Source organism: Tabrizicola aquatica (genome assembly GCF_002900975.1).
Lineage (GTDB): Bacteria > Pseudomonadota > Alphaproteobacteria > Rhodobacterales > Rhodobacteraceae > Tabrizicola > Tabrizicola aquatica.
Genome location: NZ_PJON01000003.1, coordinates 204306 through 224580, shown reverse-complemented (window position 1 = coordinate 224580; position 20275 = coordinate 204306). Strand labels below are relative to the sequence as shown.

Sequence of the window (20275 nt, the reverse complement as noted above, 5' to 3'; positions counted from 1 at the left end):
TCGCTTCGCTTTTTGGCTGGTAGCCGGGGGCCTTGCCCCCGGACCCCCAGGATATTTGGACCAGTATGAAATCAGGCAGCTTGTTCGAGGTGGGTGGCGGCCTGGTCGAGGCGGGTTAGCGCCTCGGCAATGTCGGCGTCGGGGATGTTGAGTGCGGGAAGAAGTCGCAGGACGTTGTCGGCGGCGGCGACAGTCAGGACGCCGGCCTCGTAGCCGGCCTTGACCACTTCGGTCGGGGCGGGCTTGCATTTCAGGCCCAGCATCAGGCCCTCGCCCCGCACGCCCTCGAACACCTGCGGGTGGCGGGCGACAAGGGACTCCAGCCCTTGCCGCATCAGGGCACCCTTGCGGGCGACCTCGGCCAGGAAGGCGGGGTCGGAGATGAGTTCGACGACCTTCGCGCCCACGGCGCAGCCGAGCGGGTTGCCGCCGTAGGTGGAGCCGTGGGTGCCCGCGGTCATGCCCGAGGCCGCGCGTTCGGTGGCAAGGACCGCGCCCAGCGGGAAGCCGCCACCGATGCCCTTGGCGACCATCATGATGTCGGGGGTGACGCCGGCCCATTCATGCGCGAAAAGCCGGCCGGTGCGGCCCATGCCGCATTGCACCTCGTCGAAGATGAGGAGCGTGCCGGTCTGGTCGCAAAGGTCGCGCAGGCCCTTGAGGCACTGGTCCGGGACGACGCGGATACCGCCCTCGCCCTGGATCGGCTCGATGATCACGGCGCAGGTCTGGTCGGTGATCGCGGCGCGGATCGCGGCGTGATCGGCGTCGTTCGCAGGCCATTTCAGGTTCTTGAAGCCGGGCATCAGCGGGCCGAAGCCCTTGACCATCTTTTCCGACCCCGCCGCCGCGATGGCACCGGTGGAGCGGCCGTGGAAGGCGCCCTCGAAGGCGACGATCTCGGTGCGGTCGGGCTGGCCCGCGTCGTAGTGGAACTTGCGCGCCATCTTGATCGCCAGTTCGGCGGTCTCGGTCCCCGAGTTGGTGAAAAATACCGTGTCGGCGAAGGTGGTGTCGGTCAGGAGCTTCGCCAGACGCTCTTGTTCGGGGATCGTGTAGACGTTCGAGACATGCCAAAGCTTGCCCGCCTGTTCGGTCAGCGCCTGCACCAGCGCGGGATGGGCGTGGCCCAGCGCGTTCACCGCGATGCCCGAGCCGAGGTCCAGGTATCGGCGGCCGTCCTCGGTCCAAAGCCAACTGCCCTCGCCCTTCACGAAGGCAAGGGGGGCGCGGTTGTAGGTCGGCAGAACGGCGGGGATCATGGGTCTGTCCTTGCAGCTATGGCCAATGGGTGCCCGAGGGCGTGGCCTGAGTCAACGAAAGGAGGGTGGGTGCGGCCGGGTATAAACGAACCGGAACCGCGCGGGCCGGGGGATCAGACGCTACGGCGTCGGCGCGAAAGCGCGATATGTCCGGTCCGGGTGGCCATGCATCGGGCATAGCGGCGGATCGCCGCGACGTAAAGCCGGAAATGCGCTGCACCGCCGCTTGCGCGTTTTCGGGTCGAAAGCCTGAAACTTTTATGCAATTGCTGCCGGTATCTGATGGGGCGGCGGGGTCGAGGTCGCCGGGGACGGATAGCGGCGACGGATGGCGACCTACCAGTTCACCCTTTACCAGTTCACCTCTCTGGGGGATGCGCACAGCCGTTCATCTGGTGCCGACCCGGACATTCCCGAAGTGGGTCGCAGCCTGGTCATTGCCGCCGGCCCCGGAATCGCTGTGACCGCCGAGGACCGAGGCGGGATTGCGCCAGTGGTGACCGCGGCTGACGCAAACCCCGTGGTCTGGCGCGGGCAGGTCGTGCAAGTCGCGGGGCGGCTGATCCTGCATCGGCAGGACGCGGCGGACGCCAGGCCAGAGCTGACGGCCCTGGTCCTGGGTATTGGCAATGCTGGGATGCCCGTCGGAATCGCCAGCCCGGAACCCTTGGTGGCAGGTGGCGTCTACCGCGTCACCGGCAGCAACCCGGCGGGCCAGGGGGATCTGCCCGTTTATCTTGCCTCGGTCGCCACGCCGCCGGTTCGGCCCACGGATATCCCGGCCGGGTTTGACCGGGATTGCCGGATCGACACCCCGGGCGGGCCAAGGCAGGTGGCCGCGCTTGTTCCCGGCGATCTGGTGACGACGCTGGACAACGGCTCGCAACCCCTGCGCTGGGTCGGAGTCCGGGTGATCCCGCAAGCGGCGCTGGCGGCGAACCCGGGCCACCAGCCCGTGCTGTTCGAGACGGGGGCCGTGGGCAACCTGCGCCCGCTTCTGGTCGCTCCGCAGCACCGGCTGCTGTTGAGCGACTGGCGCGCCCAGGTCTATTTCGGCGAGGATCACGTTCTGATCCCGGCCCGGGCGATGGTGAACGGCGGGACGATCCGGCAGGTCCTGCCCCCCGGGGGGCTGATCTGCCACCAGCTGCTCTTCGACCGGCACGAGGTGATCCTAGCCGAAGGTGCGCTGGCCGAAAGCCTGCATCCGGGCGAGATTGCGGCCGACGCGGTCCTGCTGAACGAGATCGAGGCCCAGCTGCCCGGCCTTGCCCAGGGTCGGCATCGGGCCGCCTATCCGGTGGTCCGCGCAGCCGAGGCGAAGGGCCTGCCGCCCGAAGCATAAGCGCCTTGCGCGCCGCCGCCCTTGCGGCCCCTGCCCCGGCGCGGATACAATGCCCTCGAAATTGGAACCGGAGAGCAAGATGTCCTGGACGGACGAGCGCGTCGAGACGCTCAAGCGCATGTGGGGCGAAGGCCAGTCTGCCAGCCAGATCGCCAAGGAACTTGGCGGCGTCACCCGTAACGCCGTGATCGGCAAGGTCCACCGTCTGGGGCTGTCGAACCGCGTCGGCGGCAAGGACGAAGAGGAGGAGGCCGCCCCCGAGGCGGCCCCGGCCAGCCCCGCCGCCGCCCCGCGACCCGAGCCTGCGGCGCGCGCCGAACCGGCCGCCGCCCCGCGGGCCGAACCGCCACGCGCTGCGCCTGCCGCGGCTCCGGCCGCTGCGGCCCCCGCGACGAACGTGACGCCCCTGCCGCTGCGCAAGGCCATCGTGCCGGCGGGCCAGCCCCTGCCGCCGCAGCCCAGCCTGAACGAGATCAGCCCCGAGGCGCTGGCTTCGGTCCGCGAGGTTGAGAAACGCGCGCGCAAGCTGACGTTGATGGAGTTGACCGAGCGGACCTGCAAATGGCCGATCGGCGACCCGGCGACCGATGACTTCTGGTTCTGCGGCCTGCCCAGCCTGCCCGGCAAACCCTATTGCGAGGCGCATGTCGGCGTGGCCTTCCAGCCGATGAGCGCGCGGCGCGACCGCCGCCGCTAGGGCCTATTCGCCGCGCAGGATCTCTTCCAGCGCCTCGCGGGCCTGTTCTTCCAACGCTTCGGTGGCGCCGCGGACTGCGGCGTCGCCCAGGTCTTCCTCGGGCGCGACTTCGACGCCCAGTTCGTCGCGCAGCCGTTGCTCCAGTTCCGCCTTCGCGGCCTCTTCGGCGGCTTTGGCGGCGGCCTTCACGCGTTCCTCGGCGGCTTTCGCCTCGGCTTCCATCTTCTCGCGGGCGATGCTTTCAAGGTCCAGCCGGAAGCGGGGTTCCGCCCAGGGGCCGGTGATCAGCAGCGGCACCATGACCCCTCCGGTCCCGTGCTCGGCGGCCAGTGCCGTGGGGCGGATGCGGTAATCCAGCGTCCGCGCGCCAAGCCCGATTTCGCCCGCACCCGAAGCGGTCAGGTAGGGCGCCACCAGCTTCAGATCGCGGTTTGTCAGCACGCCTGCGGCAATGGTGAAGGTCCCGGCCAGCCCATCGAAGATCGTCTTTTGCCCCTCACCGACATAGCTTGCGTCCAGCGTCCGCAGCATCCCGCCGATATCCAGCCCCCGCAACTCGCCCTGGCCAAGTTCCAGCGCGCCCTCGCCCTCCAGGCTGGCCATGATCTCGGCGATAGAGTTACCGACGCCCAGGAAGCGCAGGTCCAGATCGCCGGTCGCGACCAGCCGGCCATAGCCGGCAAGATCGGTCAGCAGGGGCTGCATCTCCATCCCGGCAAAGGCCAGCTTGCCGCCGACCGACAGCCCGCCGCGCCCATTGACGACGAATTCGCCGGTCACCTGCCCGCCGTAGGCTTGCAGCTGGCGGATGTCGAACACCGCCCGCGCGCGGTCCACGGTGATCACCGTCCGCGTCTCGCCCGCCTTCAACACGCCCAGGTCAATGGACGGCGCGGTCAAGGTGATCGCGGCATCCAGCGCGGCCAGGGCGCTGACATCAATCTCGCCCTCGGGCCAACCGGCAGCCTGCATCCCACCGGCCTCACCCCCACCCATCCCGCCCTCGGGTCCGGTGCCGATGGCGATGGGGCCGGCCACCAGTTCGGCGGAAAGCTTGGGCCGCGCCTCGCCGGGGCGCAGGTCAAGATCGCCGGTCAGCCGGTTGGCATCCGCCACGATCTCGGCCCCGCGCAGGAAGGCCGCGCCACTGCCGTCCAGCACCAGCTTGCCCGACAGCGTCAGCTTCTCCTGCCCCAGCCCCGGACCCGGCTGCGCCAGCGCCATGCCCAGAAGCCCGCCCAGCGCCGGCAGGTCCGCGAGGTTGGCCTGCAGATCGCCCTCCGCCACCAGCGGGGATACACCGCCGCGCCCCTCGAACCCGACGCGCGCACCGCCTGCGGTCAGGCTGACCGATAGCGGCACCACGCGGCCAAGGGCAAATGCCGAGAACACCCCGCCCGTCAGTTCCACCGCCATCTGTTGCCCGCCGGACAGGCCCTGCGCCGACAGGGTGAACGGCCCCGACACATCCGGGATCTCCAGCGTCCCGTCCACACCGTCCAGCGCGATGACCCGGCCGGACTGGCGGTCGGTGAAGCGGATGCTGCCGCCGGTGATCCGCCCCTCGTCCAGGGTAAAGGCGGGGGCGGCGGCGGGGACCGACCCTTCGCCTGCGGACTGAAAGACCCAGTTCGCCTCACCCTCTGGGCTGCGCTCCAGGTTCAGCTGCGGCTGGTCGATGGTCAGCCCGGTGATCCGCACCTCGCCACCCAGAAGGGCGCCGAAATTGACGTCGATAGACAGGCTTTCGGCCATCAGCAGCGGCGCGTCACTCTCGGCCCAGTCGGCATTCGCGATGCTGACCGGCCCTGTCGTCACGCCCAAAGCCGGCCAGAGACGCGGCTTGATCTCGCCCGCAAGGTTCAGCTTGCGCCCGGTCAGCGCCTCGAACTGGGCCGAGACGGCGGCCGCGACACGCTCGGACGGGACCATGGCGGTCAGGCCCAGCGCCATCAGCACCAGAACCGCCAACCCCAGCCCGACACGGATGATCCAGCGCATGCTCGCCTCCTGGATTTTCTTGGTTTTGGCCAGCTTACGCCCCGCTGCGACAGATTGCCAAGTCAGGGGGCCCCACCCGGCATCAAATGGCCGAGAGCGCGGGCTTTCCCGAACCCGCGCGGCGCTGTATAGGGCGCGAATGTCCGAGAACCCGCCGCTCCTTCGCCCCGACCTTGCCCGCGCCCTTGTCCCCGACACCAGGCGCGAGGGCCAGCCGACCATCGGCATGGTCAGCCTTGGCTGCCCCAAGGCGCTGGTCGACAGCGAACGCATCCTGACCCGCCTGCGGGCCGAGGGCTATGCGATCAGCCCCGACTACAAGGGCGCGGATGCGGTGATCGTGAACACCTGCGGCTTTCTTGACAGCGCCAAGGCCGAAAGCCTTGAGGCGATTGGCGAGGCGTTGCAGGAAAATGGCCGGGTAATCGTGACCGGCTGCCTTGGCGCAGAACCCGAGTACATCACCGGTGCGCACCCGAAGGTGCTGGCGGTAACCGGCCCGCACCAGTACGAAAGCGTGCTGGACGCGGTGCATGCCGCCGTCCCGCCCGCGCCCGATCCGTTCATCGACCTTCTGCCCGCGACTGGGGTTTCCCTGACGCCGCGCCACTACAGCTATCTCAAGATTTCCGAGGGCTGTAACCACAAGTGCAAGTTCTGCATCATCCCCGACATGCGTGGCCGTCTGGTCAGCCGCCCCGCCCATGCCGTGCTGCGCGAGGCAGAGAAGCTGGTCGAAGCCGGGGTAAAGGAGCTTCTGGTGATCAGCCAGGACACCTCGGCCTACGGGGTGGACCGCAAGCATGACCTGTCGCCCTGGAAGGGTGGCGAGGTGCGCGCCCACATCACCGACCTTGCGCGCGAGATGGGCAAGCTTGGCGCCTGGGTGCGGCTGCACTACGTCTATCCCTACCCCCACGTCCGCGACCTGATCCCGCTGATGGCCGAGGGGCTGGTGCTGCCCTACCTTGATATCCCGTTCCAGCACGCTCACCCCGAGGTGCTGCGGCGCATGGCCCGCCCCGCCGCCGCCGCGCGGACCCTTGACGAGATCGCCGCCTGGCGCGCCATCGCGCCTGACCTCACGCTGCGGTCGACCTTCATCGTCGGCTATCCGGGCGAGACCGAGGCCGAATTCCAGACCCTCCTCGACTGGCTGGACGAGGCGCAGCTGGATCGGGTCGGCTGCTTCCAGTACGAGAACGTCGCGGGGGCCCGGTCGAACGACCTGCCGGACCACGTGCCTGCCGAAGTGAAGCAAGAGCGGTTTGATCGCTTTATGGAAAAAGCCCAGGCGATTTCCGAGGCGAAACTCGCCGCAAAGGTTGGAAAAGTGCTAGAGGTCATCGTGGATGAGGTCGACGAGGACGGCGCCACCTGCCGCACCAAGGCCGACGCGCCCGAGATCGACGGCAACCTGTTCATCGACGACGGCTTTGAAACCCTCAGTCCCGGTGACATCGTCAAGGTCGAGGTGGACGAGGCCGGGGAATATGACCTGTGGGGGCGATTGGTTTGACCTGCGGCAGGCTGTCGCCTGACTTCCGGCGCCGGCGACCTAGCTTTGCCGCATGTCGGAAACCCGCGTCCTTTACAACGAAACCTGTCCGGTCTGCCGGGTCGAGATCGACGCCTATCGCCGCCGTGCGCTGTCCCAGGGGCTGCCAATCCGGTTCGACACTCTCGACCGGGCCGAGGACTGGGGGCTAACCCCCGATCAGGCCGCTCGCCAGCTGCATGTCTGGCAGGACGGCCGCGTGCTTTCGGGGTTGGAGGCGTTCCGGGCACTGTGGTCGGCCATGCATGGCTGGCGCTGGGTGGCGCGGGTGACGGGCTGGCCGGGGGTGCGGCGGTTGGTGGACCTGCTTTACCGCCGTGTCGCGGCGCCGCTCTTGTACCGGGCCCACCTGCGCCGCCAGCGGGGTTGACCCCGACCCACAGCCGGGCCGGGGCCTGCGATACTTAGCGCCAGTAGGGCACGACGCCGTAGTAATCGTAGCTGCGCTGCTGGTACTCGCGGTCGTCGAACCAGTTGTCGCTGCGGGCCGGCGCGCCGGTCAGCTGCTCTTCGGTGATATCGGTGACAAAGCCGCCAAGGTTGGTGTCATAGCTCAGCTTCTTCCACGGCACCGGATGCTCCCCTGCACCGATGCCCAGAAAGCCACCGAACGTCATCACCGCATAGGCGATCTGGCCCGACGTCTTGTCGATCATCAGATGGTCGATCTGCCCCAGATGATCGCCCGTCGGGCTGTAGACCTCGGTCCCGTTCACATCGGCGCTGGATACCATGGAAGAAGGCGTGCCGGTGCTGCCGGACCCCATGGCGCGGCTGGTGAAAGGTGCGTCTTGCATGTCGTGCACTCCTGCTATGCTGGCTTTTGCCTTCAACCGTCCGGCGGGCAGGATGTTCCCGGACGTGCCGCGCTTTCAGGTCTGGCCGACCAGCACCACCGCCCAGGCCACGCCTGCCGCCAGCGCCGTCAGCGCCACACAGGCCGAGCCGCAGTCCTTGGCCTTCTTCGCCCGCGGATCAAGACCCGGCGAGATATGGTCCACCACCTCTTCGATGGCGGTGTTGATCAACTCCGCCGCCAGGACCAAAAGGCCCAGCGCCAGGATCAGCGCGCGTTCGGCCGGCGACAGGTCCAGCGTCAGCGCCAGACTTGCCGACAGGACATTGGCAAGGGTCCACTGTCGCAGCGTCTTTTCCGTGGCCCAGGCGGCGCGGAACCCTGCCCAGGACCAGATCACCGTATTGGCCAGCCGCCGTGCCTCGGCCCGCAGCATGTCACCCATCGCCCCCTCCCCCGTTTGCGGGCAAGGGTAGCCGTGCTCCGGCCTTGCGCCAAGTCCGTGCGCCAGACCCGGGCTTCAAGTCCGCACGACTGGTGGTCAGGTCCGGCGCAGCACCGCCACCAGCCACAGGATCGCGCCCAGAAGGATGGTGCCCTCCAGCACTGGAAAGACCGGGCCGATGGTGGCCTCGGGAACTTGGCCCGTCATCAGCAGCGTCAACCCGAGCAACAGGAACAGCGCGCCCGCCTGGTGCAGCCAGAAATGCGCGCGGGGCAGGATGCCTTCGGCCAGGCCCGGGATCAGGCGATAGCCGACGCCAAAGACCGTCATCAGGGTAAAGCCCAAAAGGTTGATATGCGCATGGACCGGCGCAAGCGTGTGATCGCCGCTGCCGCCCATATAGGCCCCGAACAGAATACCGACCACCAGATAGACTGCACCCATCACCATGAATCCACGCGAGATGTTCATGTCCGTTCCTCCGGTTCCCGGGCTCTAACGGCCCGCGCCGGCAGGGTAGCAGGCCAAGGGGCCGCCGCTCAATCCATTTATTCATTACTCAGAATACGTCAGGGACGCACTGCCGCCAGCGCCGCGCGGGTGCAGGTAACGACGTGGGCAAAGCGGTCGCCGCCCAGATGCACCCCGCCATACCAGCGCGTCACCACGACGATATGGTCGGCCAGCCCTTCACGCTCCAGCATCTTCAGGATCACCGCGCCGGCCCCGGCCTCGCCGTCATCGCCCTTCAGCGGCCCGTCGCCCGACAGGAAGGCGGCCCAACTGTGATGCGTGGCCTTGGCAAACTTCCGGCGGCTGCGCAGGGCGGCCAGGAAGGCGTCGATCTCGGCCCGGCTTTGCACCGGGCCGACCGCAGCCGCATAACGCGAGCCACGGTCGCGCAGGATGTCTTCCAGGACGATCATCCGGGCACCCTGCCACGCCTTGGCGCCAGAAAGAAGAGCGGCGCCTGACCAGGGAGGGGGTCAGGCGCCGGAGTGATGCGCGGGGCCAAGGGAAAAAAGCCCGAACGCACGGGAATCTCAGTGGACCAGGGCCTCGATCGCGGCCTTGTTCGGGCAGAAATCCGGCATCCGGCGCGCATCGCCCGAGGCAGCCAGCCAGGCCTCGCAGTCGGCGCTGCGATGGCAGGCGGTGCAGCGGACCACCAGTTCTTCCAGCTCATCGCGCTGCAACCAGCCCTCGACCACCGCGCGGGGCAAGTTCACGCCCGAGATGCGCGCCATGCCGCGCGTCAGCCACCACGCTTTCGGAGCTTCCGGATATCCGATCATCGCCAGCCTCTCTGCGGTCCATTACAGGCATCCTGCGCGGACCAGCCAGCGCCCGCCTTGACCCAGATCAAGAGCCGCGCAGCCGCTGCACCGTCGCCGCAACCTGGGCCTTGCGCTGTGCGTTCGGCGGATGGCTGCCCAGGAAGCGGTCCCCCGGATCGGGCAGCCGGTCGAAGAAACCCGAGCCGCGCACCGGATCGAACCCCGCGATCAACGCGATCTCGGCCCCCAGGGCGTCGGCCTCCAGCTCGAACTCGCGCGAGTAACTGCGGGCCGCGACTTCGGCACCAAGGTTCTGCGCGGCGCGCACCTCTTCGGGCGTCAACCCGCTGGCCTGCGCCAGAACGCCCGCGACCAGCGCGCCGCCCAGCGCCTGATCCTGCCGGCGCGGGATATGGCCGGCGATGTGGTGCGCGGCCTCGTGCCCCAGGACGAAGGCCAACTCGTCGGCGTTGCGGGCATCCGCGATCAGCGCCAGCGTGAAGCCGATCACCGGCCGGCCACGGCTGTCCAGCGTCTGGAAGGCGTTCGGCGGCTGGCCCGGCCGGTCATCGACCACGATCCGGAAGTCGCAGGTCCGAGCCACACCCCGCGCGCGGCAGACCTCTTCGGCCACCGGCTCGACCCGGGCCACCACCGACAGGAAGGTCCGCGCCGCCGTTTCCGCCGGCTGGCGGGGGGCCACCGCTTCGGCCTCGGGCACCGGGGGCGGGGCGGGGTAACTCGTCACGCACCCGCCCAGCGACATCAGCAGGGCGGCAATCAGGGGCAGGCGCATCGGGGACCTCGGACCGGGGATGCGCCAAGGGTAGCAAATCGGCGGCCGGGGGGAAGCCCGCCTCACGCAGCTGTCATGTGAACGCCGGCCTTGCCGGAACCGGCCGCTGGCGGTAGCCTTCCCCCATGTTCACCATCGAGCACGAATTCGACGCCACCGTGATCACCCTTGTCGACGACGGCGAGGAATTGCCGCTGGTCGAGGATGTGACGATCCTTGCGTTCGAGGATTGCGTGACCGTCGAACAGGTCGATCCCCAGACGGATGAGGTGACACGGATCACCCTGTCCCTCAGCCAGATCCGCGACCTTGCCGCCGCGCTGAACCTGCCCGAAGGCAGCTACCGGATCGAACGGAAGCCCGACTAATCCAGCCGAAACAGCTTGTCCCGCGCGGTCGCGCCCCGGATCAGGGTCAGCCGCGTCTTGGCCACGCCCAGCGCACGGGCCAGCGCCACCCGCGCCGCCTCGGTCGCCTTTCCGGCTTCGGGGGTTTCGGTCACGGCGACGCGGATCTGGCCGTCGATCAGTTCCACCCCCGGACGGCGGGCGTTGGGCGTGACGCGGATCGCCAGGGTCGCGCCCGGCTGCGCAAGGTGGGTCAGGTCGGCCATGGCCCATTTGGCGCAACGCTGGGGCAAGCGCAAAAATTTTCGAAAATTTTTGCAAAAATCCTTCGAAGGATTTTGTCCCCGGCCGCGCCGTCCTGCCCTCTGGCCAGACCAGCGCGCTGCCCCTACTCTGCGTGCAAACCCGAGGTGCCCGATGACGACTGCCTTCTTCACCGACGAACGCTGCTTCTGGCACGGCGGCGGCAATTACGCCTTTACCCTGCCGGTCGGCGGCCTGGTGCAGCCGATGCCCGCGGGCCTGCCCGAGAACCCGGAAACCAAGCGCCGCCTGAAGAACCTGGTCGAGGTGACCGGCCTTGCCCGCCACCTGTCCGTCCGCAGCGCCGACCCCGCCAGCGAGGCCGACCTGCTGCGCGTCCACCCGCAAAGCTATCTTTCCGCCTTCAAGGCCATGTCCGATGCCGGCGGCGGCGAGCTTGGTCTGCGCACCCCCTTCGGCAAGGGCGGATACGAGATTGCGGCGCTGTCGGCGGGCCTTGCCACCGCCGCCCTGCGCGCCGTGCTGACGGGTGAGGTTGCCAGTGCCTATGCCCTGTCGCGCCCGCCGGGGCACCATTGCACGGCGGATTTCCCGAACGGCTTTTGCCTTCTGAACAACATTGCCGTGGCGATCCAGGCCGCCCGCGCCGAAGGCCGCGCACACCGCGTGGCGGTGGTGGATTGGGACGTCCACCACGGCAACGGGACCGAGGCGATCTTCTGGAACGACCCCGACACCCTGACGATCAGCCTGCACCAGGAGCGGAACTATCCGCTGGACACCGGCGGGGTCGAGGCGACGGGCGGTCCCGCCGCACCAGGCAGCAACCTCAACCTGCCGCTGCCCCCCGGCTGCGGCCAGGTCGCCTATCTTTACGCGATGGAACGTGTGGTCCTGCCCGCGCTGGCCCGCTTCCGCCCCGATGTGATCATCGTCGCCTGCGGCTTCGACGCCGCCGCCGTCGATCCCTTGGGCCGGATGCTGCTGACCGCCGAAAGCTTCCGCCTGATGACCCGCCAGCTGATGACCGCCGCCCGCGACCTTTGCGGCGGCAAACTCGTCCTCGTGCATGAGGGCGGCTATTCCGAGGTCTACGTCCCCTTCTGCGGCCATGCCGTGCTGGAGGAACTTTCGGCCGCGCCCATCACCGCCCCCGACCCCCTTGCCGCAACCCTGGAAAAGCGCCAGCCCGACGCGCGTTTCGACAGCTTCGCCAAGTCCTGGATCGACGAGGCCGCGCGGGACTTCGGCCTCTAGCCTGGGAACAACAGGGCCGAACCGGCGGTTCCTGCGGAAAGCGTTTCCGCGGAGGACACCATGCTGCCATCAACCACTGACCGCGTTTCCGACCAGACCGCCGACGCCGTGAACCAGCGGATCGAGGCCGAGTATCAGGCCCGCATCGCCCATTACGCCGACCACCCCGACCAGATCCCCACCCGTTTGCAAGAGTTGGACCACGAATGGGACATCGAACGCGCGATCGAGGCGAATGCGGCGACGCTGGCCCTGACCGGCGTGGCGCTGGGGGTAACGCTTGACCGCCGCTGGCTGGTCCTGCCGGCGCTGGTGACGGGCTTCCTGCTTCAGCACGCGCTGCAAGGCTGGTGCCCGCCGGTGCCCATCCTGCGCCGCATGGGCTTTCGCACCGCGACCGAGATCGAGCGCGAACGCCACGCGTTGAAGGCCCTGCGGGGCGACTTTTCCGGCGTGGCGCAGGCCCCCGACCGGGCTGCGGCTGCGCTGCGGGCGGTGGGGGCGTAGGCTCTGGCAGCCGACAAGCGAACCGCCTATCCTGCCCGGCGACCCTGTGCCGGAAAGTTCTTATGCCCAGCCGCAACGATGCCGCCCTTGCCTTCCTGACCGCCCGCCGCTCGCGCCCGGCCAAGCTGTTCTCTCACCCCGTCCCGGATCGCGCCCAGCTGGACGAAATCCTGACCGCCGCCCTCCGCGTGCCCGACCATGGCAAGCTGGAACCCTGGCGGCTTCTGGTCCTTCAGGGCGCGGCCTTCGCCCGTCTTGCCGATCTGGCCGAGGCGCGGGCGCATGACTTGGGCGGCGATGCCGAGAAGGTGGCCAAGGGGCGCGGTCAGTACGACCTGGGCAAGTTGGCCGTCGTCGTCATCGCCTCGCCCAAGCCCTCGCCCAAGATCCCTGCGGTGGAGCAGCTTCTCTCCGCCGGCGCCCTCTGCCTTGGCATCGTCAACGCGGCCGAGGCGGCAGGCTGGGGCGCGAACTGGCTGACCGGCTGGCCCGCGCATGACCCCGACTTTGCCGCCCGTGCCTTCGGCTGCCAGGGCGAGGAAACCGTGGCCGGCATCGTCCATATCGGCACCCCGGCCGCCGATGGCCCCGACCGCCCGCGCCCCGACCTTGCCCGCCTTGTCACCTGGGTCGACGCGTGATCTTCACCGCGTTCCTCAAGGCCCTGGGCCAGCTCGGCGACCGTCGCTTTCGCCGGGTCGTTCTGCTGGGCATCCTTCTGGCGCTGGCGCTCTTGGCCGCTTTCTACGCCGCCTTCCTGCAACTGATCTGGTGGGCCACCCCGGACAGCGTCGAGATTCCCTTCGTCGGCCCCGTCACCGGGCTGGAGACCCTGCTTGGCTGGGGCTCGCTGCTGGTCATGCTGGGGCTGTCGGTCTTTCTGATGGTCCCCGTCGCCTCGGTCTTTACCGGGCTGTTCCTTGAGGACATCGCCGACGCGGTCGAGGACCGGCATTACCCCGCCCTGCCCCCCGCCACCGCCCTGCCCTGGACCGAAGGCTTGCGCCAGTCGATCAACTTCCTGGGCCTCGTCCTTGCGGTCAACGCCGTCGCGCTGTTCCTTTACCCGATGGTCGGCCCCTTCACCCCGGTCCTCTTCTGGGTGGTCAACGGCTTTCTTCTGGGGCGCGAATACTTCACCCTTGTCGCCCTGCGCCGCCTGCCTCCGGCCGAGGCCGCCGCGATGCGCCGCCGCAACCGGCTGCGGCTCTGGGCTGCCGGCACGCTGATGGCCGCGCCGCTGTCGGTTCCGGTCCTGAACCTGGTGATCCCGGTGCTGGGCGTGGCCACCTTCACCCATCTCTTCCACCGGCTTGCCGCGCAGGGGCGCTGAGGCGGGCTTGACTTGGCCCCCCGGGCAAGGTGTATCGGCGCGATGGAATTCATGCCCCTGGGAAAGGGACCCTAGATGCACGCCTATCGCAGCCATACCTGTGCCGCGCTGAACAAGGCCCATGTGGGCGAAACCGTCCGGCTTTCCGGCTGGGTCCACCGGGTGCGCGACCACGGCGGCGTCCTCTTCATCGACCTGCGCGACCATTACGGCATCACCCAGCTTCTGGCCGACAGCGACTCGCCGGCCTTTGCCGCGCTGGAAAAGGTGCGCGCCGAATGGGTCATCCGCATCGACGGCCGGGTCAAGGCGCGCGACGCCTCGCTGGTCAACGCCAAGATCCCGACCGGCGAGATCGAGGTCTATGTGACCGAGGTCGAAGTCCTTGGCGCGTCCGAAGAACTGCCGCTGCCAGTGTTCGGCGATACCGAATACCCCGAGGAAACGCGGCTGACCTACCGCTTCCTCGACCTGCGCCGCGACACGATGCACCAGAACATGATGCTGCGCTCGAACGTTGTGCGCTGGCTGCGCAACGCCATGTGGGACCAGGGCTTTACCGAGTTCCAGACACCGATCATCACCGCCTCCAGCCCCGAAGGCGCGCGTGACTTCCTGGTGCCCTCGCGCCTGCATCCCGGCAAGTTCTACGCCCTGCCGCAGGCCCCGCAGCAGTTCAAGCAGCTGATCCAGGTCGCCGGTTTCGACCGCTATTTCCAGATCGCGCCCTGCTTCCGCGATGAAGACCCGCGCGCTGACCGCTCGCCCACCGACTTTTATCAGTTGGACATCGAGATGTCCTTCGTTACGCAAGACGACGTGTTCGCCGCCGTCCAGCCGGTGCTGCAAGGGCTGTTCGAAACCTTCGGAAAGGGCCGCAAGGTCCACGCCGACTGGCCCCGCATCGCCTATCGCGACTCGCTCAAGTGGTACGGCTCCGACAAGCCCGACCTGCGCAACCCGATCAAGATGCAGGACGTCAGCGAGCATTTCCGGGGCTCCGGCTTCGCAATCTTCGCCAAGCTCTTGGAGCAGGACGGCAACGAAGTCCGCGCCATTCCGGCACCCAAGGGGCCTTCGGGCGAACCCGTGGGCCGCAAGTTCTGCGACCGGATGAATGCCTTCGCCCAGCAGCAAGGCCTTCCGGGGATGGGGTATATCTTCTGGCGCGAGGCTGAGGATGGCTCGGGCATGGAAGCCGCCGGCCCCCTGGCCAAGAATATCGGGCCCGAGCGGACCGAGGCGATCCGGATGCAACTGGGTCTGGAAAAGGGCGACGCAGCCTTCTTCCTGGGCGGAAAGGCCGAGGCTTTCGAGGGCATCGCCGGCAAGGCGCGCAACGTCATCGGCGAGGAACTGGGCCTGACCGACAAGGACAGCTTCCGCTTCGCCTGGATCGTCGACTTCCCGATGTACGAAAAGACCGACGACGGGAAGATCGACTTCAGCCACAACCCCTTCTCGATGCCGCAGGGTGGCCTGGAGGCGCTGAACGGCAACCCGCTGGACGTCTATGCCTACCAGTATGACCTGGCCTGCAACGGGTACGAGGTGATCTCGGGCGGTATCCGCAACCACAAGCCGGAAATCATGTACAAGGCCTTCGAACTGGCCGGCTACCCGAACTCGGAAGTCGACAAGCGGTTCGGCGGCATGGTCAAGGCGTTCAAATACGGCGCGCCGCCCCACGGCGGGTGCGCGGCCGGGATCGACCGGCTGGTCATGCTGCTGGCCGACACGCAGAACATCCGCGAGGTCATCATGTTCCCGATGAACCAGCGCGCGGAAGACCTCTTGATGAACGCGCCCAGCGAACCCACGAACGACCAACTGCGCGAACTCCGCCTGCGCGTCCTGCCCAAGGACGCGTGATGTACCAGGCCACCGTCCCCGTCTTTCGCCATTACCTCGCCCGCGTGGCCGGGATGGCGGAAAAGGCGGGGGCGGAGGCGCTGGCGGCCCGGATCGGCGACAGCTTCCCGGCCGGCCAGCACTTTGCCATTGCGGCAGGATTCGCCTTGCGCGTGGCCTGCCCCCTGGCCGGCCGCCCCATCCCCGACCTGCCCGAGGCGCTGGGGCCCAGGCTGGCCGTCGCCCGGGCGATGCTGGGCGCGATGCAACCCGCGGACTTTGACGGGGCCGAGGCGCGCCTGATCCGCCACACCGCGGGCTTCGCCGAACTGGAACAGACCGCGCCAGACTTCCTTCACCTCTACGGCGTGCCGAATTTCTTCTTCCACCTGACCATGGGCTATGCCGCCCTCCGCGCCGCCGGGGTGCCTTTGGGCAAGGCCGATTTCGACGGGTTCCACAGCTATCCCGCCGACTTCCGCTTCTGACTTGCCCGCCCCCGCCGCCCGCCGTAGCCTTGGCCCGTGGGCTATGGGGGCGGGACGTGAGCGATAGTCAGTTAGGCACCGTGGTCGAAGGCTGGTCGCCGCCCCGCAAGCCCGACCGCAGCGCGATGACCGGGCGTCTGGTCCGGCTGGAACCCTTGAACGCCGACGCCCATGCCGCCGACCTTCACGCCGCTTTCCAGGGCCATGACGCGCTGTGGGACTACATGCCCTATGGCCCCTTCCCCTCGGCCACCGCCTATCACCGCTGGGCCCGCCAGCGCGAAGAAGGCGAGGATCCGCGCTTCTTCGTCCTGTGCGACCCCGTCACCGGCCGCCCCGGCGGCATCGCAAGCTATCTGCGGATCACCCCCGACGCCGGCTCCATCGAGGTCGGGCACATCTGCATCGCCCCCCATCTGCAACGCAGCGCCGCAGCGACCGAGGCGATGTTCCTGATGATGGCCTGGGCCTTCGGCGCGGGCTACCGGCGCTATGAATGGAAGTGCAATGCGCTGAACCTGCCCTCACGCCGGGCGGCGCAGCGGCTGGGCTTCAGCTTCGAGGGGGTCTTTCGCAACCACATGCTCGTCAAGGGCCGCAACCGCGACACCGCCTGGTTTTCCGTCATCGACAGCGAATGGCCCGCCCTGGCCGAGGCGTTCTCGGTCTGGTTGTCGCCCACCAACTTTGACGCCAAGGGTCGCCAGCGCGAACGCCTGTCCGACCTGACCTGCCTCGTGCGCGCCAATGGCGATCCGGCGCTGGAACGGGGCTAGACCGACTGCATCGCCATCAGCCGCTGGCCGATCACCTGCGCCAGAAGCTGACGCCCCCCCTCCTCTCCGGCGCCGACCGCCGCCTCCTCCAGCCCCCGGTCGCCGATCGACCGCGCCAGCCCGCGCACGAATCCCGCGACATAGCCCGCATCCGCCGCGCCAGTGACCAGCGCCGCCGCCCGCGCCAGATCGTCGCGCAGCGCCATCGGGTCGGCCCGCCCCGCCTCTACCGCCACCGCCTCGGCTTCGGCACCGGTCCCCGTCAGCAACTGCTGCACCAGCCGCAGAAAGCCCGCGACCGAGGGGATGGGCTTTTCGAAGAACGCCACCGCCCCCGCATCCAGTGCCGACTGCCTTCCGTCAGGATCGCCGCTGACCGCCAGCACCGGAATCCCCCGGGCCGAAGCCACGGCGATCAGCTCCTCCCCCCGGCCATCGGGCAGGCCAAGGTCGGCGATCACCAGGTCGGGACGATAGCACTCCAGATGCAGGCGCGCCGCCGCCAGTGTCTCCACCCGGCGCAAACGCGCGCCGGCGCGGGTCAGGATCAGGCGCAACGCGTCGCTGGAGAACCGGCTGTCCTCCACCGCAAGGACGGTCACCCCGCGCAGGGGCAGGGTGGTCGCCGCGGGCAGACGCGGGCCATCGGGCGGGAAGGGCATGGCAGCACTCCTTCTGGATCGCAGCCACCTTGCCCGCCCCAGGTAAACGCCCGGTAAACTCCGCTGCGACCGACTGGCGCTTGCACCCGCCCTGCCCCATGCCCTAAGCCGGGGCAAACAGCCGCGAGGACCCCATGATCGGACGCCTGAACCATGTCGCCATCGCCGTGCCGGACCTTGACGCCGCGGCGGACCAGTACCGCAACACCCTGGGCGCCAAGGTCGGCGCGCCGCAGCCCGAACCCGACCATGGCGTGACCGTGGTGTTCATCGAACTGCCGAACACCAAGATCGAGCTTCTGCATCCCCTGGGCGAAAACTCTCCCATCCTGGGCTTTCTGGAAAAGAACCCCGCCGGCGGCATCCACCACATCTGCTATGAGGTCGATGACATCCTGGCCGCGCGCGACCACCTGAAAGCCTCGGGCGCGCGGGTGCTGGGCAGCGGAGAGCCGAAGATCGGCGCGCATGGCAAGCCGGTCCTGTTCCTGCACCCCAAGGACTTCAACGGCTGCCTGGTGGAACTGGAGCAGGCATGAGCATCACCGCCGCCATCGTCCTTTACGCCGTCACCTGGTTCATGACGCTGTTCGTAGTGCTGCCCCTGCGCACCCGCACCCAGGACGAGGCGAACCATGTCGAGCCGGGCACCCCGCCCGGCGCCCCGGCGCAGGAAGAGATCGGCCGCATGGCCTGGATCACCACCCTGGTCGCCACCCCGATCTGGGCGGTGATCGCGGGGATCATCCTGTCGGGCTGGATCACGATCGCCGACCTGGACTGGTTCGGTCGGGGCGCGCCCTAACCGACCCAGACCGCCGGGATCAGCCCGCGCAGCGCATTGCCGACCCAAAGCCGCACGCCGGGCAGGTCCCCGGCGCGCAGCACCTCCTCGGGACAGGCCAATTCGGCCCGCAGCACGCCCGGCAACAGGCCGCTGGACAGGGGCGGCGTGCGCATCCCCTGCCCCCGGTCGAAAAACACTGTGGTGATCGACCCGTCGCAGACTTCGCCGCGCTCATTCAGGAAAACCACCTCGTCCACCCCCTCGGGCAAGGCCGCCCGCGCCCGGTCATAGGCCGCCCGGCGCGTGGACTTGACCCGCAGCCAGGGATCGTCTGACTGCAACGCCTCGCTGGCAAGACCCAACCGCCAGAGCGGTTTCGCGGGCGGCAGCGCGGCGACCTGCCAATCCACCGTGCCGTCACGGTCCAAGGTCAGCCGCAGCCGCGCCGGCTGATCCGGTCCCTGCGGCGTCACATGCGGGCAATCCCAGCCCAGAAGGCCCGCGGATCGGTGCAGCCGCGCCTCGTGCAGCGCCCAGCGCGCGGCCTTGGCCCCGTCCCACAGCAGCGTTTCGATCAGCCTCAGACCTGGCTGACCGCCGCCTTCACGAAGCGCGCTTTCCACAGCGCCTCCTCCCATTCGCCCGCGGCGGTCGAGCCATGCGTCAGCCCGCCGCCCACGTTCATCACGATTTCTGACCCGCTGACCGACAAGGTGCGGATCGCGACCGAGAAATCCGCCTCGCCCCCAGGCGACATCCAGCCCACCGCCCCGCAGTAGACCCCTCGCGCCTGCGGCTCGACCTCGCGGATGATCTGCATCGCGCGGATCTTCGGCGCGCCGGTGACACTGCCGCAGGGAAAAAGCGCCGCCATCAGCCCCGGCAGCGTGGCGGGCCCGTCCAGCACGCCCTCTACGGTCGAGGTCATCTGATGCACGGTCGCATAGCTTTCGATGGCATAAAGCGCCGGCACCTTCACCGTGCCCACCTGCGACAGCCGGCTGATATCGTTGCGCAAAAGGTCGACGATCATCAGGTTTTCCGCGCGGTCCTTCTCGTCCCCGCGCAGGTCGGCGATGATCGCCGCATCCTCGGCCGCATCCTTGCCGCGCGGGCGGGTGCCCTTCATCGGGCGGGTGACGATCTTGCCGCCCTCCACCTTGAAGAACAGTTCGGGGCTGCGCGAGACGACGATGGGGCCGACGCCCAGGTCGACAAAGGCCCCTTGCCCGACCGCGCCCGTGCGCCGGAACGCGCCGTAAAGCCCCAGCGGCGTGCCTTCGGTCAGGCGCGCGGCCATCGGGAAGGTCAGGTTCACCTGATAGCAGTCCCCCGCCGCGATATAGTCAAAGACCTTGCGCGCCGCCGTGCCATAGGCCCGACGGCCCACCAGCGGCGCAGGCGCGGTCATGCGGGTGGCACGGGCCTCCACCGCCGCGCGCTCCAGCGCCCCCGCCGCCGGGCGCGGCGCATCATAGACCCCCAGCGCCACCAGCGGCCCCGGCCGCTTGCGCGGCATCAGGCGCGCCAGCTTCGGCTCCAACGCATAGCCCGCTTCATAGGCGACATAGCCCGCAAGCCAGGCCCCCTTGCCCCGCAGCGCCTCGGCCCGGGCCAGGGCGGGCGCGACATCGCGCGGGGCATGGGCGGCGATCACCTCACGCGGCGCTTCGAAAAGCGCCGGAGTCCCGCCAGGCCCATGTTCAAGAAGGATCACCCTGCGCGCCCCCAAGTTCCTGTGACCGAGATAGGCCGATCCCGCACCCCGCGCCAGTGGCTTTCCCGACAGGCCCGACCGGGTTTGCGACCCGCCGGTTTGCCCCTTG

At 68.7% G+C, this 20275-nt stretch carries 26 protein-coding genes; 14 read left to right on the top strand and 12 right to left on the bottom strand.

Features of this window, described 5'->3' with window-relative positions; genetic code table 11:
- Positions 1-71 precede the first annotated feature (71 nt).
- Entirely contained in the window at positions 72-1262 is a 1191-nt protein-coding gene (locus CXR42_RS12885; protein WP_103257966.1) for an aspartate aminotransferase family protein, read from the bottom strand.
- 328 nt (positions 1263-1590) lie between these two features.
- On the opposite strand from CXR42_RS12885, the gene CXR42_RS12880 reads away from it, so the two are divergent.
- Together CXR42_RS12880 and CXR42_RS12875 are read left to right on the top strand one after the other, a co-directional pair.
- Positions 1591-2607 (top strand): Hint domain-containing protein, encoded by a 1017-nt coding sequence (locus CXR42_RS12880; protein WP_103257965.1) that lies wholly within the window; start codon positions 1591-1593, stop codon positions 2605-2607.
- 79 nt (positions 2608-2686) lie between these two features.
- A complete protein-coding gene (locus tag CXR42_RS12875) occupies positions 2687-3304 on the top strand; it encodes a GcrA family cell cycle regulator (RefSeq protein ID WP_103258275.1) in 618 nt (205 codons plus the stop codon).
- A gap of 3 nt (positions 3305-3307) precedes the next feature.
- Here the strand turns inward: CXR42_RS12875 and CXR42_RS19910 are convergent, their stop codons facing one another.
- Positions 3308-5305 (bottom strand): AsmA family protein, encoded by a 1998-nt coding sequence (locus CXR42_RS19910; protein WP_180996053.1) that lies wholly within the window; start codon positions 5303-5305, stop codon positions 3308-3310.
- A gap of 139 nt (positions 5306-5444) precedes the next feature.
- Here CXR42_RS19910 and rimO point away from each other — a divergent pair, with 139 nt between their 5' ends.
- The gene (gene rimO, locus CXR42_RS12865) at positions 5445-6824 is read left to right on the top strand and encodes a 30S ribosomal protein S12 methylthiotransferase RimO (RefSeq protein ID WP_103257963.1); all 1380 of its coding nucleotides are present in this window, start codon (positions 5445-5447) and stop codon (positions 6822-6824) included.
- Positions 6825-6876: 52 nt separating this feature from the next.
- Positions 6877-7233, top strand: a complete 357-nt coding sequence (locus CXR42_RS12860) for a thiol-disulfide oxidoreductase DCC family protein (protein WP_103257962.1) — start codon at positions 6877-6879, stop codon at positions 7231-7233.
- 34 nt (positions 7234-7267) lie between these two features.
- Here CXR42_RS12860 and CXR42_RS12855 read toward each other — a convergent pair whose 3' ends face one another.
- The 6 genes from CXR42_RS12855 to CXR42_RS12830 all read right to left on the bottom strand — a co-directional run bounded on the left by CXR42_RS12855 (position 7268) and on the right by CXR42_RS12830 (position 10177).
- Entirely contained in the window at positions 7268-7630 is a 363-nt protein-coding gene (locus CXR42_RS12855; protein ID WP_245875452.1) for a PRC-barrel domain-containing protein, read from the bottom strand.
- Positions 7631-7735: 105 nt separating this feature from the next.
- The gene (locus CXR42_RS12850) at positions 7736-8104 is read right to left on the bottom strand and encodes a diacylglycerol kinase (protein WP_103257961.1); all 369 of its coding nucleotides are present in this window, start codon (positions 8102-8104) and stop codon (positions 7736-7738) included.
- A gap of 96 nt (positions 8105-8200) precedes the next feature.
- Positions 8201-8575 (bottom strand): cytochrome-c oxidase, encoded by a 375-nt coding sequence (locus CXR42_RS12845; protein ID WP_146038069.1) that lies wholly within the window; start codon positions 8573-8575, stop codon positions 8201-8203.
- 98 nt (positions 8576-8673) lie between these two features.
- Positions 8674-9030, bottom strand: coding sequence for a YigZ family protein (locus tag CXR42_RS12840; RefSeq protein WP_103257959.1), 357 nt, complete (start codon positions 9028-9030; stop codon positions 8674-8676).
- 117 nt (positions 9031-9147) lie between these two features.
- Positions 9148-9399: a DUF6455 family protein gene (locus CXR42_RS12835; protein ID WP_103257958.1), complete on the bottom strand. Its 252-nt coding sequence runs from the start codon at positions 9397-9399 to the stop codon at positions 9148-9150.
- 67 nt (positions 9400-9466) lie between these two features.
- The gene (locus CXR42_RS12830) at positions 9467-10177 is read right to left on the bottom strand and encodes a M48 family metallopeptidase (RefSeq protein ID WP_103257957.1); all 711 of its coding nucleotides are present in this window, start codon (positions 10175-10177) and stop codon (positions 9467-9469) included.
- A gap of 125 nt (positions 10178-10302) precedes the next feature.
- Here CXR42_RS12830 and CXR42_RS12825 point away from each other — a divergent pair, with 125 nt between their 5' ends.
- Positions 10303-10545, top strand: coding sequence for a hypothetical protein (locus tag CXR42_RS12825; protein ID WP_103257956.1), 243 nt, complete (start codon positions 10303-10305; stop codon positions 10543-10545).
- Here the strand turns inward: CXR42_RS12825 and CXR42_RS12820 are convergent.
- On the bottom strand, positions 10542-10790 hold the full coding sequence (locus CXR42_RS12820; protein ID WP_103257955.1) for a DUF167 domain-containing protein: 249 nt from the start codon (positions 10788-10790) through the stop codon (positions 10542-10544). The two genes, CXR42_RS12825 and CXR42_RS12820, sit on opposite strands and share 4 nt — an antisense overlap.
- A 151-nt stretch (positions 10791-10941) precedes the next feature.
- On the opposite strand from CXR42_RS12820, the gene CXR42_RS12815 reads away from it, so the two are divergent.
- From CXR42_RS12815 to CXR42_RS12785, 7 genes are all read left to right on the top strand, one after another.
- Positions 10942-12045 (top strand): class II histone deacetylase, encoded by a 1104-nt coding sequence (locus CXR42_RS12815; protein WP_103257954.1) that lies wholly within the window; start codon positions 10942-10944, stop codon positions 12043-12045.
- A 60-nt stretch (positions 12046-12105) separates the two neighbouring features.
- A complete protein-coding gene (locus CXR42_RS12810; RefSeq protein ID WP_103257953.1) occupies positions 12106-12552 on the top strand; it encodes a YgaP family membrane protein in 447 nt (148 codons plus the stop codon).
- A gap of 62 nt (positions 12553-12614) precedes the next feature.
- Positions 12615-13193, top strand: a complete 579-nt coding sequence (locus CXR42_RS12805) for a nitroreductase family protein (RefSeq protein ID WP_103257952.1) — start codon at positions 12615-12617, stop codon at positions 13191-13193.
- Positions 13193-13885, top strand: coding sequence for an EI24 domain-containing protein (locus CXR42_RS12800; protein WP_103258273.1), 693 nt, complete (start codon positions 13193-13195; stop codon positions 13883-13885). Before CXR42_RS12805 ends, CXR42_RS12800 begins: the two co-directional genes overlap by 1 nt.
- A 75-nt stretch (positions 13886-13960) precedes the next feature.
- Complete coding sequence (gene aspS / locus CXR42_RS12795; RefSeq protein WP_103257951.1) at positions 13961-15757, top strand: aspartate--tRNA ligase; 1797 nt, start codon at positions 13961-13963, stop codon at positions 15755-15757.
- A complete protein-coding gene (locus CXR42_RS12790; RefSeq protein WP_103257950.1) occupies positions 15757-16224 on the top strand; it encodes a DUF1993 family protein in 468 nt (155 codons plus the stop codon). Before aspS ends, CXR42_RS12790 begins: the two co-directional genes overlap by 1 nt.
- 56 nt (positions 16225-16280) lie before the next feature.
- A complete protein-coding gene (locus tag CXR42_RS12785; RefSeq protein ID WP_425444865.1) occupies positions 16281-17000 on the top strand; it encodes a GNAT family N-acetyltransferase in 720 nt (239 codons plus the stop codon).
- Here CXR42_RS12785 and CXR42_RS12780 read toward each other — a convergent pair.
- Positions 16997-17662 (bottom strand): response regulator, encoded by a 666-nt coding sequence (locus tag CXR42_RS12780; RefSeq protein WP_103257949.1) that lies wholly within the window; start codon positions 17660-17662, stop codon positions 16997-16999. The genes CXR42_RS12785 and CXR42_RS12780 overlap by 4 nt on opposite strands.
- Before the next feature lie 134 nt (positions 17663-17796).
- On the opposite strand from CXR42_RS12780, the gene mce reads away from it, so the two are divergent.
- On the top strand, positions 17797-18201 hold the full coding sequence (gene mce, locus CXR42_RS12775; RefSeq protein ID WP_103257948.1) for a methylmalonyl-CoA epimerase: 405 nt from the start codon (positions 17797-17799) through the stop codon (positions 18199-18201).
- On the top strand, positions 18198-18467 hold the full coding sequence (locus CXR42_RS12770; RefSeq protein WP_103257947.1) for a DUF1467 family protein: 270 nt from the start codon (positions 18198-18200) through the stop codon (positions 18465-18467). The genes mce and CXR42_RS12770 overlap by 4 nt, the downstream gene beginning before the upstream one ends.
- On the opposite strand, the gene CXR42_RS12765 is transcribed toward CXR42_RS12770, so the two are convergent.
- Positions 18464-19072 carry an aminotransferase class IV gene (locus CXR42_RS12765; protein ID WP_425444864.1) on the bottom strand — a complete coding sequence of 203 codons (609 nt, stop codon included), beginning with the start codon at positions 19070-19072 and terminating at the stop codon, positions 18464-18466. The genes CXR42_RS12770 and CXR42_RS12765 overlap by 4 nt on opposite strands.
- Positions 19030-20166 (bottom strand): aminodeoxychorismate synthase component I, encoded by a 1137-nt coding sequence (locus CXR42_RS12760; protein ID WP_103257945.1) that lies wholly within the window; start codon positions 20164-20166, stop codon positions 19030-19032. Before CXR42_RS12760 ends, CXR42_RS12765 begins: the two co-directional genes overlap by 43 nt.
- Positions 20167-20275: the final 109 nt, after the last annotated feature.